Genomic DNA, 13886 nt, shown 5'->3' with positions numbered 1-13886 from the left:
CGTTACGGTTGCCGCCGGGGGATTGGTAGGGACCTTGGTCATCCGGGGGGCATGTCCTGTGTCATCAACGCCTCGAAGTGAGCGAAATATTCTGTGCCGCTTGATCTTGCCCGAAATTGCCGGTCCTGTGTTGTCGGTGGTCCTTCGTAGAATTCGGGTATGTCATCGAGCACGCGTGAGGAGATCGTGGAGGTCTTCGACGCGTCCGACGAGGTGCAGGACCGGCTGTGCGCGTTGAGCTTTGACGCACTCACCACCCCCGAGCTGCTGCGGGCCCTGGAGCGCCTGGAACGCCGCGAGCGCCAATCCCGATCGGTGCGCCACACCCTGATCAACCACCTCAAAACCCAGGCCAGTGCGGACGAGCTCGGCGGCAAACTGCCCGCCGCACTGGCCGAGCGGCTACGGATCACCAAAGCCGAAGCCAACCGCTGGATCGCCGAAGCCGACGACCTCGGCCAGCGCCGCGCCCTGACCGGAGAAACCCTGCCACCACTGCTGACCGCAACCGCGGCGGCCCAGTGCGCCGGTCTGATCGGCGACACCGCGGTCAAGGTGATCCGCAGCTTCATGTCACACCTACCCACCACCGTCGACGCCGGCACCCGCGAGGCCGCCGAACAAGACCTCGCCGGCAAAGCCTGCGACTTCCGGCCCGACCAGGTCTCCGCCTACGCCCGCGAATTGATGGCACTGCTGCACCCCGACGGCGACTACACCGAGCAGGAACGCGCCCGCAACCGCGGCCTGGTCCTGGGCCCCCAGCAGTACGACGGCATGTCACGCATCAGCGGCCTGATCACCCCCGAACTCCGCGCGCTGATCGAAGCGCTGTGGGCCAAACTCGCCGCCCCCGGCGCCGGCAACCCCGACGACGACAAGCCCGTGTTCGATCCGGATGATGACGCGGTGCGTCGCGACACCCGCAGCCAACCGCAACGCCAGCACGACGCCATGATTACCGCCATCCGGGAACTGTTCGCCTCCGGCGAACTGGGCACCCACAACGGCCTGCCCGTCAGCATCATCGTCACCACCACCCTCAAAGACCTCGAAGCCGGGGCCGGGCGGGCCCGCACCGCCGGCGGCACCCGCATCCCCCTGACCACCCTGATCCGCTGGGCCGCCACCGCGCATCACTACCTGGCGGTCTTCGACCAGGCCAAGCCGTTAGCCCTGTACCACACCAAGCGATTGGCCAACCTCGCCCAGCGAATAATGTTGCTGGCCAAAGAAGGCGGCTGCACCCGCCCCGGCTGCGACACCCCGGGCTACCACTGCCAAGTGCATCACGTCTCCGGGTGGACGAACACCTACCTCACCGACATCCACGACCTCACCCTCGCGTGCGGACCCGATAACCGCCTCGCCGAAAAAGGCTGGACCACCCGCAAAAACGCCCACGGCCACACCGAATGGCTCCCACCCGCCCACCTGGATCACGGACAACCCCGCATCAACACGTTCCATCGTCCCGAAAAGCTGTTCGCACCCGAGGACGACGAACCCGGTTGATCGCGCTTGCATTGTGCCGTTGACCTGGCATCCTGTACGGATGGCAGGCAATGAGCTGGACCCCATCCGGGCCAAAAGCGCTCTGGCAGTGATCAAGCAGAACCCCGGGATTGTGCTTTTCGCGGTCTCGCCGCTGATCGCACTGGTGGCCGTCACCTGGTACTTCGCCGGCGCCGGCTGGGGAATCGTGCTGGCCCTGATATTGCTGGTGGCCGGCGGCGTGCTCGTTCTCCGCAAGCACTGACGCCACCGGCATGCGGTCGTGGTGGGGTTGGGGCACGCTCGAACAGGCGCTCACTGAGCAGGAGACGAAAGATCTGGTGGACCGCGTAGCTGCAATGCTGCCCGGCCACGACCTCACCGACCACCGCCCCCCCGACCCGAACGCGCTCGGGCTGCCGAGCCCTCGGGTCACTCCGCCGCAGTCCCTGGCCGGGTTGTGCTCATCCCAGGTGGTAGATCGGGCGGGGCACGCGCGCGGCAAGGCTTTTCGCGACGTCGCGCGCAACCTGCAGGGGCGGCTGGACCATCTTCCCGACCTGATCGTGCGGCCGCGCCGCGAACAGGACGTGGTCGACGTGCTGGATTGGTGTACCCGCCAACAGATTTCGGTCATTCCCTACGGCGGCGGCAGTTCCGTCGTCGGCGGCGTGGAACCACGTTTCGAGCAGCCCGCGGTCACCTTGGATGTCAGCGCGATGAGCTCGGTGATCGAAGTCGATCAGGTCAGCCGCGCCGCGCGTATCCAGGCCGGCGCGCTCGGGCCGTGGATCGAAGACCAGTTACGCAAACACAACCTGACACTGCGGCACTTCCCGCAGTCGTTCGCGTTCTCCAGCCTCGGTGGCTGGTTGGCCACTCGCGCGGGCGGACACTTCGCCACCCTCTACACCCACATCGACGACCTGACCGAATCCGTCCGCGTGGTCACCCCGGCCGGCGTCAGCGAGTCCCGCCGGCTACCGGGCTCGGGCGCGGGACCGTCCCCGGACCGGCTCTTCATCGGCTCGGAGGGCACTCTCGGTGTGATCACCGAGGCCTGGATGCGGTTGCAGTACCGTCCACGCTGGCAGGTCACCGCCTCGGTGGCCTTCGAGAGTTGGGCGGCAGCTGTCGCCGCCACCCGGACCGTCGCCCAAGCGGGTCTGTTTCCCGCGAACTGCCGGTTGCTCGATCCCGCGGAAGCATTCCTGAACGCCGGCGTACCGGTGCACGGTGGCCTGCTGGTGCTGGCGTTCGAATCCGCCGATCATCCGATCGACCCCTGGCTGAACCGCGCACTGGAGATCACGGCCGAACACGGCGGCACGGTCATATCCCGCCGCAACCGCGAATCCGACAGTGACGCAACAGAAGACAGGCCAGATGATGCGGCGACCAACTGGCGCTCGTCCTTCCTGCGGATGCCCTACCAACGGGATGCCCTGGCACGCCGCGGTGTCATCGCCGAGACGTTCGAAACCGCGTGCACCTGGACCGGATTCGAGAATCTGCACAACGCGGTAATGGGTGCCGCCCGCGATGCGATCCAGAAGGTCTGTGGCACCGGCGTGGTGACCTGCCGGTTCACCCATGTCTATCCCGACGGCCCGGCGCCGTACTACGGCATCTACGCGGCCGGCCGGTGGGGTTCGCTGGACGCGCAGTGGGACGAGGTGAAAGCCGCTGTCTCCGAAGCGATCAGCGCCACCGGCGGCACCATCACCCACCACCACGCCGTCGGCCGCGACCACCGCCCGTGGTACGACCGGCAGCGGCCCGACCCGTTCGCGAAAGCGCTTCGCGCGACCAAGCACGCGCTGGATCCGGCCGGAATCCTCAATCCCGGAGTGCTAGTGGGATAGTGGCGGCCCGCTTCGCCCGGCCTCGGCCGCGTTCGCGACCGCCACGTTGGGATAAGGATCAGCCGTGCCCGATGTGCAGCAAGCGCGCCAGGTTGGGCAGCTTGACCCGGGGACGTCCGTGCGGTTCGCCGGCCGAGCGCTCGAACCGGTCGATCACGTCCCAGTGCTCTGAGGTGATCACCTTCGGCTGCCGTTCGGTCAGCCAGGCCGAGATCCGGTCGGCGTGATCCGCGGGGAAGTCGGCCAGCGCAGCACCGGCCAAGTCGGCGATCAACGTGTCGACGGTCTCCTGGGAGTCGCTCTTGTTGGTGCCGATCACTCCGGTCGGCCCGCGCTTGATCCAGCCCACGACGTACTCGTTGCGACTGCCTTCGATACGACCGGCAGTGTTCGGGATGGTGCCGCGCTTCTCGTCGAAGGGCAGGCCCGGAGTGGGCACACCGCGGTAGCCCACCGAGCGGACCACCAGTTGCACGGGCAGTTCCTCGCGCTCGCCGGTGTCCTTGGCCGACACCCATCCGCTTTCGTCGGTGACCAGTTCGTTGCGACCCAGCACGATGTGCTCGACGCGCTCCTCGCCCTTGATCTCGATCGGAGAGGTGAGGAACCGGAACACGATTCGCCGGTGTCCCGGGCGCGGCTCGCGCTCCGCGTAGCCCCGCAACACTTTGATGTTCTGTTTGGTGGTCTTGCCCGCGGCCTCGGCGTCCTCGTCGGTGATGTCCGCGAACTGTGCCGGGTCGACGATCACGTCGACCCCTTCGAGCTCGCCCAGCTCGCGCAACTCCAGCGTGGTGAACGCCGTCTGCAGCGGGCCGCGCCGGCCGATGATCACCACCTCTTCGACGCCGCGGGGCCGCAGCGACTCCAGCGCGTGGTCGGCGATGTCGGTGAGCGCCAGCACGTCGGGGTCGGTCACCAGGATGCGGGCGACGTCGATCGCGACGTTGCCGTTGCCGACCACCAGGGCACGCGCCCCGGACAGGTTCGGTGTCTTCTCCTCGAAATGCGGGTGGGCGTTGTACCAGCCGACGAAATCGACCGCGGAGATGCTGCCCGCCAGGTTCTCCCCGGGAATGTTCAGCGGCTTGTCCGACTGCGCGCCGACGGCGTAGATCACTGCGTCGTAGTGCTCGGCCAGTTCCTGCGCCTGGACGTGTTCGCCGACGGCCACGTTGCCGAAGAAACGGAAGCGGGGATCGGTCGCGGTCTTCTCGAACTGTTTGCTGATCGACTTGATCTTGGGGTGGTCGGGCGCCACACCGGAGCGCACCAGCCCCCATGGTGTCGGCAGCATCTCGAGCATGTCGACGGCTACGTCGATCTCATCGGTGGTGTCGGCCGCCTTCAATAAAGACGCTGCGGCGAAGAAGCCCGACGGACCGGAGCCGACGATGGCGACGTGATAGGGACGCATGTAGAAGCATGCTAGACGGTGGTGCCGGTAACGTTGTCGCCCGTGGAACTTGACCGTCAAGCCGATATCGCCGCACTTGACTCCACCCTGACCACGGTGGAGCGGGTGCTTGACGTCGAGGGTCTGCGAACCCGCATCGAGAAACTCGAGCAGGAGGCGTCAGATCCCAACCTGTGGGACGACCAGGCCCGCGCCCAGAAGGTGACCAGCGAGTTGTCGCACACCCAGGGGGAATTGCGCCGCGTCGAGGAGCTGCGCAGCCGGCTTGACGACCTGCCGGTGCTCTATGAACTGGCCGCCGAGGAAGAGGGACCCGCGGCCGAAGCCGCGCTCGCCGAGGCCGACGCGGAACTGAAGGCACTGCGCGCCGACATCGAGGCCACCGAAGTACGCACTTTGCTGTCCGGCGAGTACGACGAACGTGAGGCATTGGTCACAATCCGCTCCGGTGCGGGCGGGGTGGACGCCGCCGACTGGGCCGAGATGCTGATGCGGATGTACATCCGCTGGGCCGAACAGCACAAATACCCGGTAGAGGTCTTCGACACGTCCTACGCCGAAGAGGCCGGCATCAAGAGCGCGACCTTCGCCGTGCACGCGCCGTTCGCCTACGGAACTCTCTCCGTCGAACAGGGCACCCACCGGCTGGTGCGAATCAGCCCGTTCGACAACCAAAGTCGACGTCAGACGTCCTTCGCGGAGGTCGAGGTACTGCCGGTGGTGGAGACCACCGACCACATCGAAATCCCGGAAGGCGACCTGCGTGTCGACGTCTACCGATCCAGCGGGCCGGGGGGCCAGTCGGTCAACACCACCGACTCGGCGGTTCGTTTAACCCATATCCCAACGGGTATCGTCGTGACTTGCCAGAACGAAAAGTCGCAACTGCAGAACAAAGTTTCGGCATTACGAGTGCTTCAGGCAAAGTTGTTGGAGCGCAAGCGTTCCGAAGAACGCGCGGAGCTGGACGCCTTGAAAGGCGATGGCGGCAGCTCCTGGGGAAACCAGATGCGGTCCTACGTACTGCACCCCTACCAGATGGTCAAGGATCTGCGCACCGAATACGAGGTGGGCAACCCGGCGGCCGTGCTGGACGGAGACATCGACGGGTTCCTGGAAGCCGGGATCCGGTGGCGCAACAGAAAAGATGACGACTAATAACCTCGCTCTACACATAAAAGGCATCGCCTCCGCGGCGCAGCGATGGCACGACTTCTGGCGCGGCCCCCTCGGCGAATGGATCATCACCAGGGGATTGCGGGTCGCCATGCTGGTGATCGCCGCAGTGCTTGCGGCCCGCTTCGTCAGCTGGGTGGCCCAGCGCATCACCCGCCAGCTCGACCTGGGATTCGCCGAGAGCGACGCGCTGGTCCGCTCGGAGGCCACCAAACACCGTCAGGCCGTGGCCTCGGTGATCCGGTGGGTCTCCATCGTGATCATCGCGATCATGGTGATGATGCAGATCGCCGATGTTCTGCAGTTCTCCGTCGGCGGTCTGGTCGCACCGGCCACGGTCGTCGGCGCCGCGCTGGGCTTCGGCGCCCAGCAACTGGTCAAAGACCTGCTGTCCGGGTTCTTCATCATCGTCGAGCGGCAATACGGGTTCGGTGACCTGGTGAAGCTGACGATTCAGGGTTCGACCACCGACGCCACCGGCACCGTCGAGAACGTGACGCTGCGGGTGACCAGACTCCGTTCGGCGGACGGCGAGGTGTTTACTGTCCCCAACGGCCAGATCGTCAAGTCGGTCAATCTCTCCAAGGACTGGGCGCGCGCGGTGGTCGACATCCCGGTGTCGACGAACGCCGACCTCAACCGGGTCAACGACGTGCTGCACCAGGAGTGTGAGAACGCCCAAAACAACCCGCTGTTGGGCGAGCTGCTGCTGGATTCGCCCACAGTGATGGGCGTCGAGAGCATCGAAGTCGGGACCGTCACATTGCGGCTGGTGGCTCGCACCCTGCCCGGCAAGCAGTTCGAGGCCGGCCGGCTGTTGCGGGTCCTGGTCATCCGTGCGCTGGGCCGGGCCGGCATCGTGACCGCGGCCGACGCGACGGTTGGAGTGGTCGACGACGCCGGCGTGCCCGCATCCGACGAGGTGCCTGAGGCCGACAAAGGTTCGGTGGCGCAGCGATGAAAAAGTTCGGATCCACGCTGCTGCAGAGGCTGCGTGACAGGCAGCGCACCCCCAGCCACTTGTTCGGGGGCCGTGTGCGGACGTCGACCGTGGTGCTGATCGTGGCGTTCTTCGCGCTGTGGTGGACCTACGCCACCTACCGTCCGCATCCCGAGCCGGCGCGCAGCGACACGCCGCCGCCCGGCCAGGTGGTGGCCCCCGGCTTCGTCCCCGACCCGGGCTACACGTGGGTGCCGCGCACCCGGGTGCAGCAGCAGCCCGTCACCACGACGCCCACGCCGACCACGACAACGCCGTCGCCTCCGCCGACCACGACGACCACGACGACGACACCGGGTCTGCCGTGCCTGCTGCCGCCGCCCTTCTGCCCTGCAACCACGACCCCGACCACACCGCCCGCCGACCAGCAACCGCCCGGGCCGGGACCCTCGCCTGTTCCGGGGCCCAGCTCAGCGCCTCCGCCGCGCTGAGTTTCGCGCCCCTGCGAACCACCCGGCTACACTGGCGTGCCGTGATGATCACCCTGGAACATGTCACCAAGCAGTACAAATCGTCGGCCCGTCCGGCCTTGGATGACATCAACGTCAAGATCGACAAGGGTGAGTTCGTTTTCCTCATCGGTCCGTCGGGATCGGGGAAGTCGACGTTCATGCGGTTGTTGCTGGCCGCGGAGACGCCGACCACCGGCGACATCCGGGTCTCGAAGTTTCACGTCAACAAGCTGCGTGGGCGCAACGTTCCCAAGCTGCGTCAGGTGATGGGCTGCGTCTTCCAGGACTTCCGGTTGCTGCAGCAGAAGACGGTGTATGACAACGTCGCCTTCGCCCTCGAGGTCATCGGCCGCCGCGCCGATGCGATCAACCGGGTGGTTCCGGAGGTGCTCGAGACGGTCGGACTGTCGGGCAAGGCCAACCGTTTGCCGCACGAGCTCTCCGGTGGTGAGCAGCAACGGGTCGCTATCGCTCGCGCATACGTCAACCGTCCGCTGGTTCTGCTGGCCGACGAGCCCACCGGCAACCTCGACCCAGACACCAGTAAGGACATCATGGATTTGTTGGAGCGGATCAACCGCAGCGGGACGACGGTGTTGATGGCCACCCACGACCACCACATCGTCGACGCGATGCGCCAACGGGTGGTCGAGCTGTCGCTGGGCAGGCTGGTTCGCGACGAACAGCGCGGCGTCTACGGGATGGATCGCTGAGTGCGCGCCGGATTCCTTCTCAACGAGGTCGTCACCGGCCTTCGTCGCAACGTCACCATGACGATCGCGATGATCCTCACCACCGCGATCTCCATCGGCCTGTTCGGTGGCGGTCTGCTGGTGGTGCGGTTGGCCGACAACTCCCGCGCCATCTACCTCGACCGGGTCGAGACGCAGGTGTATCTCACCGAGGACGTTTCTGCCAACGACCCCACCTGCAGCGGCGACGTCTGTAAGGCGCTGCGCAACAAGATCGAGGGGCGCCAGGACGTCAAGTCGGTTCGGTTCATCAACCAGCAGGACGCCTACGCCGACGCGATCAAGAAATTTCCGGAGTTCAAGGATGTCGCCGGCAAGGACTCGTTCCCGGCGTCGTTCATCGTCAAGCTCAGCAACCCCGACCAGCACGCGGAGTTCGCCGCCGCGATGGAGGGTCAGCCCGGAGTGCGCGGCATCCTCAACGAGAAGCAGCTGATCGACCGGTTGTTCGCGGTGCTGGACGGGCTGAGTAAAGCGGCGTTCGCGGTGGCGCTGGTGCAGGCCATCGGCGCCATTCTGCTGATCGCCAACATGGTGCAGGTCGCGGCTTACACGCGGCGCACCGAGATCGGCATCATGCGGCTGGTCGGCGCCAGTCGCTGGTACACCCAGCTGCCGTTCCTGGTGGAGGCGGTGCTGGCGGCGACGGTCGGTGTCGTCATCGCGATCGTCGGGCTGATCCTGGTGCGGGCGTTGTTCCTGGAAGGCGCGCTGAGCCAGTTCTATCAAGCCCACCTGATCGCGAAGGTGGACTACGCCGACATCGTCTACATCTCACCCATCCTGCTGCTGCTCGGCGTGGCCATGTCCGGTTTGACGGCATACGCGACGCTGCGCCTCTACATACGGCGCTAGTCATGGCCACCAAAGCGCGCAAAAAAGACGGCAGACAGATCATCGCGAGCAACCGCAAGGCTCGGCACAACTACGCGATCATCGACGTCTTTGAGGCCGGCATCGCGCTGCAGGGCACCGAGGTCAAGAGCCTGCGCGAGGGGCACGCATCGCTGGTCGACGCGTTCGCCACGGTCGACGACGGCGAAATCTGGCTGCGCAACGTGCACATCCCGGAGTACCGGCACGGCAGCTGGACCAACCACGAGCCGCGACGCAACCGCAAGCTGTTGTTGCACCGTCGGCAGATCGACACCCTGATCGGCAAGATCCGCGAGGGCAACTACGCGCTGGTGCCGCTGTCGATGTACTTCTCCGAGGGCAAGGTCAAGGTCGAACTGGCGCTGGGACGCGGCAAGCAGGCGCACGACAAACGCCAGGACCTGGCCAAGCGTGACGCCCAGCGTGAAGTGGTCAGAGAGCTCGGCCGCCGGGCCAAGGGCATGGGATGAGCGAAGACCCCGTCATCAGGGAGCTCTCGGCAGCGGTCGAGCGCAGCCCCGACGTGGTCGAGTTGCGGGTGCACCTGGCGCGGTTGCTGGCCGACAAGGGCCGCCATGCCGAAGCCCTGGGACATTGCAGCGCCGCGCTGACGCGCGACCCGGGCAACGCCGACGCATTGAGCGTGTTGCAGCGCTGCAGTGCGGCGCTGGCGGGCGGGGGACCGGCCGAGCCGCAGTTCGACTGGTCCAGCGCGGAGAAGCAGGTCGCCGACATCATCGAGCCGGCCTTCGTCGAAGGCGAGGACAGCGCCGACGTCGTCCACGAAGGCGATTACGACGTGCTGCAGCGCAGTGACGTGCGACTCGCTGACGTCGCCGGCATGGCCGATGTCAAACAGCAGCTTGAACTTTCGCTGTTGGGCCCGATTCGCAACCCCGACCTGATGAAGGCGTTCAAGATATCCGCCCGCGGCGGCATGCTGTTGTACGGTCCGCCCGGCTGCGGCAAAACCCATATTGCCAAAGCGATTTCGGGTGAGCTCGGCGCCAGCTTCTACCAGGTGGGCATTGCCGACGTGCTGCAGCGCTGGCTGGGGGAGAGCGAGCGCAGCATGCGCGAAGTCTTCGACAACGCCCGCCGCAACGCGCCCTGCGTGCTGTTCTTCGACGAGGTCGATGCGCTGGGGCATCGCCGTTCGGCGCTGGGCGGTAACACGGGAATTCGCACGGTGGTCAACGCTTTGCTGGAGGAACTCGACTCGGCCAGTTCGGTCAACGACGGTGTGTACGTGCTCGGCGCGACCAATGCCCCGTGGGACGTCGACCCCGCGTTGCGACGGCCCGGACGCTTCGACCGCACCCTCTTCGTCGGGTTACCCGACGCCGAAGCCAGGGCCGGTATCGTCCGCTACCACCTGAGGGATCGGCCGGCGGCAGGTATCGACCTCAAGGCCATTGCCGGGCGAACCGAGGGCTTCTCGGGTGCCGATCTGGCTCATGTGTGCGACAGCGCAACACAATTGGCGATGGCGGACTCCATGCGCAGCGGGCAGGTGCGACCCGTGTCGATGGCCGACATCACCGCCTCCCTCGCACAGGTCCGCCCCAGCACCGGGCCCTGGTTCGAGGCCGCGCGCAACGTCGTCGAGTTCGCCAACAACGACGGCAGCTACGACGAGTTGGCAAAATATCTGCGCCGCAGGAAAATTCGTTAATGACGCAGCCCGGCCCCGACCCGGTGGCCGAGGCCATCGTGGTCGCCGACGCCTACATCGAGTCGAAGAACTACCAGCGCGCACGTGAGGTGCTGCGTCAGGTACTGGCCGAGCATCCCAACGATCCGGGGCTGCTGGCCCACCACGCCCGGGCCGAGTATCTGATCGGAGACCATGCACAGGCTGCTTCCAGCGCCTACGCCGCCCTGTCCGCGGCACCGCACGACGAACTCGCCATGCGAATCTACGCTTTGGCACTGGACGGGCAGGGCCGTGGTCAGGAAGCGCTGTGGATGGCCTGGCGGACGGTGACTCAGCACCCGAATGAGGTTCTGTCGCACCGGCTCTACGCCCGAATCCTGCAGAAGGCGCACCGTCATCACGACGCGCTGATCGAGGTGGACGAGGCGTTGCGGCTCGCGCCGGCGGACGTCGACACCCTGGTGCTGCGCGGCACCATTCTGCACGACCTCGGCTACATCGCAGAGTCCTCCGCGGCGTACGAGCGGGCGCTGTCACTGGACCCGGGCAACGCCGAAGCGCAGAACAATCTGGCCGTCAACCGGCTGCGCGGCGGAAAGTTCGGTCACGCGTTGCGCGGCTTCCTCGGTGCCGCGGGTAGCGACCCGACGCTGGGAAACCTGGTCCGCCGCAATATCGGTGCGGTTCTCGCGACAATCCTGCGCCGCGTCACGGTCCTGGCACTGGTGGTGGGGATCTTGTCGGCCTTTGTCGGCTCGTCGCACGACAGGGATTTCCGCACCGTGCTGATGCAGGTGCTGATCGTGATGAGTGTCGTGGTGCTGATCGGCAACTTCGTCTGGCTGTTGCGCGCGGTGCCGCGGCGCACCCTGGTGTCGGCCGCGCGCAGCCGGGCCGGCGTCGTGGTTCGCATCGTTCACGCCGTGCTCGCGGCCGTCGTCGGGACATATGCGGTGGCGTTCGGCGGGCCGTGGGCAATCCCGGCAGGAGTGTTCGTGGCCATCAGCGGACTGTTCATCGTCCGGTTCGGGTTGCTTGTCTAGATCGGTCGATGGTGGCGACCCGCGGCGAGCGGCTTCGCCGCCCTTGCGATCGCCACTAGGCCGATGGTGGCGATCCGCGGCGAGCGGCTTCGCCGCCCTTGCGATCGCCACTAGGATCCGATCCATGGCCGACCGTCCTGTGACCCTGCTCGACAAGTCCGACATATTGGCGGGTCTGTTCGCCGTCTGGGACGCCCTGGACGTCCTGCTCGACGGGTTGTCAGAGGCGGACTGGCAGGCACCGAGCGCGTTGGCCGGATGGGACGTCAAGGCCGTGGTGTCGCACATCATCGGCACCGAGTCGTTCCTGCAGGGCGTCAGTCCGCCCGAACCCGACATCGACGTCAAAGCACTTGACCACGTGCGCAACGACATCGGCGTGATGAACGAATGCTGGGTCCGCCACCTCAGCGCGGAATCGGGTGCGCAGGTGCTGGCGAAGTTCCGCGAGGTCACCGGACAGCGCCGAAAAGTGTTGCAGGACATGTCCGAAGACGCGTGGAACGCAGTGTCGTTCACACCGGCGGGGCCGGACAGCTACGGACGATTCATGCGGATCCGGGTGTTCGACTGCTGGATGCACGAGCAGGACATCCGGATCGGTTTGCAGCGGCCGTCGTCCGACGAAGACTTGCAGGGACCGGCGTTGCGCCTGTCGCTGGACGAGGTCGAGACGTCGATGGGTTTCGTCGTCGGAAAACTGGCGAAAGCGCCCGAAGGTTCGCGCGTCCTGTTCGACCTCACCGGGCCGGCGGCGCACGAGATCCGCGTCAGCGTAGACGGCCGCGCCCAGCTCGTCGACGACTTCGGCGGGCAAGAGCCGACCGCGACGATCCGCGTCGACGCACTGCAGTTCACCCGGCTGGCCGGCGGGCGTCCGTTGTGCCCCGCACGCAGCCAGGACGTCGAACTGGACGGTGACCGCGACGTCGCGGGGCGGATCGTCGAGCGCATCAACTTCGTTATTTGACAAAGCGTTTCGTCGCTTGGAGCGACCTGGATCACACCTGTTAAAGGGATGTTGGCTCGGCGGCCCAGATGGGTAGCCGACTAATACGGGCGCCATCGCGCCACCCAAATCCACTCAGGGAGGTCTAGACATAATGACTGCACCGGATACGACCAGACTGCTCGCGCAGCTTCGCACTCTGCTCGATCTGACGAACACCGAGATTCAAATAGCTGAGACGCGGGTGATTCAGGCGCGCACCGAGGCGGTACGCCGCGAGTTGAGTCAGAACGCGGAAAACGGCCGTGAGCGAGCCGAAGCGATCCAGGCGAGGATTCGGGACCTGGGCGGCTACCCGGACGTGATCGGCCCGTTCCTGGGTCGCGCCGCGGCCGCGGTCAAGGCGCTGACCGAGCAGGCCGAGCCGTTCGACGAGGCGCTGTTGGGTGACCTCGCGCTCGAAGACCAGTTGCTGGACCGCGCGCGCTACACCAAAGCGCTGGCGATCGCCGCCAAGAACAAGGACGTCGAGAACTTGGCCGACCGTCTGATCACCGCGCACACCGCGACGGTGGAGTGGCTGACCACGGTGCTTGCCGAGGACGCCCTCGGCGGTCCGGCGGCGCTGCGTCGCACACCGGTGCAAATGGCCGCCGGCACTGCGGTGAAGCTGGTCAACCTGCCGGTCACCTGGTCGGCGCGTGGCATCGACCGTGCCGTCGAAAGTCTGCGCACCGCTGGTCCCGCGTTCCGGGAGCTGGTGGAGCGCGGCGGAAACGCCGGCGAGATCGCGGCCAAGGCTCTGTCCGCCTCGCAGAACGCCGCACTGCGGGCCGCCGAGCGCGTCACCCGCAGCGAGGGCGCGGACAACGCGGCCGACGCACTGCACGAGGGTCGCGAGTCGGTGGGTGTCTTGGACGCCAGTGAGTTGCCGATCGCGAACTACGACGAGCTGAACATCAGTGACGCCGTCGCCGCGATCAAGGACCTCACCACTCCCCGGGACGTCCGCGTGGTGATCGCTTATGAAGAGGCGCACAAGGCGCGGCAGCGGATCGTCTCCGCTGGGCAGACCCGCGTTGCCGCCATCGCGAAAGAGGCCGTCGGCATCAGCTAGCACTGTGTTTCGACCGAGTCCCCCCGGGCCGCCAACCGGGGGGACTCGGCCGCACGTGGCCGGGAAGAAAAATGCGTGGCCGCCGGTT

General features: G+C 66.4%; 14 protein-coding genes. 13 read left to right on the top strand and 1 reads right to left on the bottom strand.

The window, feature by feature from the left end:
* Window positions 1-159: 159 nt before the first annotated feature.
* Genes QXK92_RS11860 through QXK92_RS11850 form a run of 3 tightly spaced genes read left to right on the top strand, consistent with a single transcriptional unit; the run spans window position 160 to window position 3359 of the window.
* Window positions 160-1515, top strand: coding sequence for an HNH endonuclease signature motif containing protein (locus QXK92_RS11860; protein WP_306241814.1), 1356 nt, complete (start codon window positions 160-162; stop codon window positions 1513-1515).
* 40 nt (window positions 1516-1555) lie between these two features.
* On the top strand, window positions 1556-1759 hold the full coding sequence (locus tag QXK92_RS11855; RefSeq protein ID WP_306241813.1) for a hypothetical protein: 204 nt from the start codon (window positions 1556-1558) through the stop codon (window positions 1757-1759).
* A 10-nt stretch (window positions 1760-1769) separates the two neighbouring features.
* Entirely contained in the window at window positions 1770-3359 is a 1590-nt protein-coding gene (locus QXK92_RS11850) for an FAD-binding oxidoreductase (protein WP_306241812.1), read from the top strand.
* 58 nt (window positions 3360-3417) lie between these two features.
* Here QXK92_RS11850 and QXK92_RS11845 read toward each other — a convergent pair whose 3' ends face one another.
* Window positions 3418-4776 carry an FAD-dependent oxidoreductase gene (locus QXK92_RS11845; RefSeq protein ID WP_306241811.1) on the bottom strand — a complete coding sequence of 453 codons (1359 nt, stop codon included), beginning with the start codon at window positions 4774-4776 and terminating at the stop codon, window positions 3418-3420.
* 42 nt (window positions 4777-4818) lie between these two features.
* Between QXK92_RS11845 and prfB the strand changes: the two genes are divergently transcribed.
* The 10 genes from prfB (at window position 4819) to QXK92_RS11795 (ending at window position 13798) form a co-directional block, all read left to right on the top strand.
* Window positions 4819-5934: a peptide chain release factor 2 gene (gene prfB, locus QXK92_RS11840; protein WP_306241810.1), complete on the top strand. Its 1116-nt coding sequence runs from the start codon at window positions 4819-4821 to the stop codon at window positions 5932-5934.
* Window positions 5924-6913: a mechanosensitive ion channel family protein gene (locus tag QXK92_RS11835; protein ID WP_306241809.1), complete on the top strand. Its 990-nt coding sequence runs from the start codon at window positions 5924-5926 to the stop codon at window positions 6911-6913. Before prfB ends, QXK92_RS11835 begins: the two co-directional genes overlap by 11 nt.
* Window positions 6910-7383 carry a hypothetical protein gene (locus QXK92_RS11830; RefSeq protein ID WP_306241808.1) on the top strand — a complete coding sequence of 158 codons (474 nt, stop codon included), beginning with the start codon at window positions 6910-6912 and terminating at the stop codon, window positions 7381-7383. Before QXK92_RS11835 ends, QXK92_RS11830 begins: the two co-directional genes overlap by 4 nt.
* A 44-nt stretch (window positions 7384-7427) precedes the next feature.
* Window positions 7428-8117, top strand: a complete 690-nt coding sequence (gene ftsE / locus QXK92_RS11825) for a cell division ATP-binding protein FtsE (protein WP_306244352.1) — start codon at window positions 7428-7430, stop codon at window positions 8115-8117.
* The gene (ftsX, locus tag QXK92_RS11820; protein ID WP_306241807.1) at window positions 8118-9011 is read left to right on the top strand and encodes a permease-like cell division protein FtsX; all 894 of its coding nucleotides are present in this window, start codon (window positions 8118-8120) and stop codon (window positions 9009-9011) included. It abuts the gene before it with no gap.
* A gap of 2 nt (window positions 9012-9013) precedes the next feature.
* Window positions 9014-9502 (top strand): SsrA-binding protein SmpB, encoded by a 489-nt coding sequence (gene smpB, locus QXK92_RS11815; protein WP_306241806.1) that lies wholly within the window; start codon window positions 9014-9016, stop codon window positions 9500-9502.
* A complete protein-coding gene (locus QXK92_RS11810; protein WP_306241805.1) occupies window positions 9499-10707 on the top strand; it encodes a 26S protease regulatory subunit in 1209 nt (402 codons plus the stop codon). Before smpB ends, QXK92_RS11810 begins: the two co-directional genes overlap by 4 nt.
* Window positions 10707-11732: a tetratricopeptide repeat protein gene (locus tag QXK92_RS11805; RefSeq protein ID WP_306241804.1), complete on the top strand. Its 1026-nt coding sequence runs from the start codon at window positions 10707-10709 to the stop codon at window positions 11730-11732. The genes QXK92_RS11810 and QXK92_RS11805 overlap by 1 nt, the downstream gene beginning before the upstream one ends.
* A 124-nt stretch (window positions 11733-11856) precedes the next feature.
* On the top strand, window positions 11857-12702 hold the full coding sequence (locus QXK92_RS11800) for a maleylpyruvate isomerase family mycothiol-dependent enzyme (protein ID WP_306241803.1): 846 nt from the start codon (window positions 11857-11859) through the stop codon (window positions 12700-12702).
* 133 nt (window positions 12703-12835) lie between these two features.
* The gene (locus QXK92_RS11795; protein ID WP_306241802.1) at window positions 12836-13798 is read left to right on the top strand and encodes a ferritin-like domain-containing protein; all 963 of its coding nucleotides are present in this window, start codon (window positions 12836-12838) and stop codon (window positions 13796-13798) included.
* The last annotated feature ends 88 nt before the right edge of the window (window positions 13799-13886 follow it).

It is taken from the genome of Mycobacterium sp. TY815 (genome assembly GCF_030755135.1).
Classification (GTDB): domain Bacteria; phylum Actinomycetota; class Actinomycetes; order Mycobacteriales; family Mycobacteriaceae; genus Mycobacterium.
This window is presented reverse-complemented; position numbering and strand designations above follow the sequence as displayed.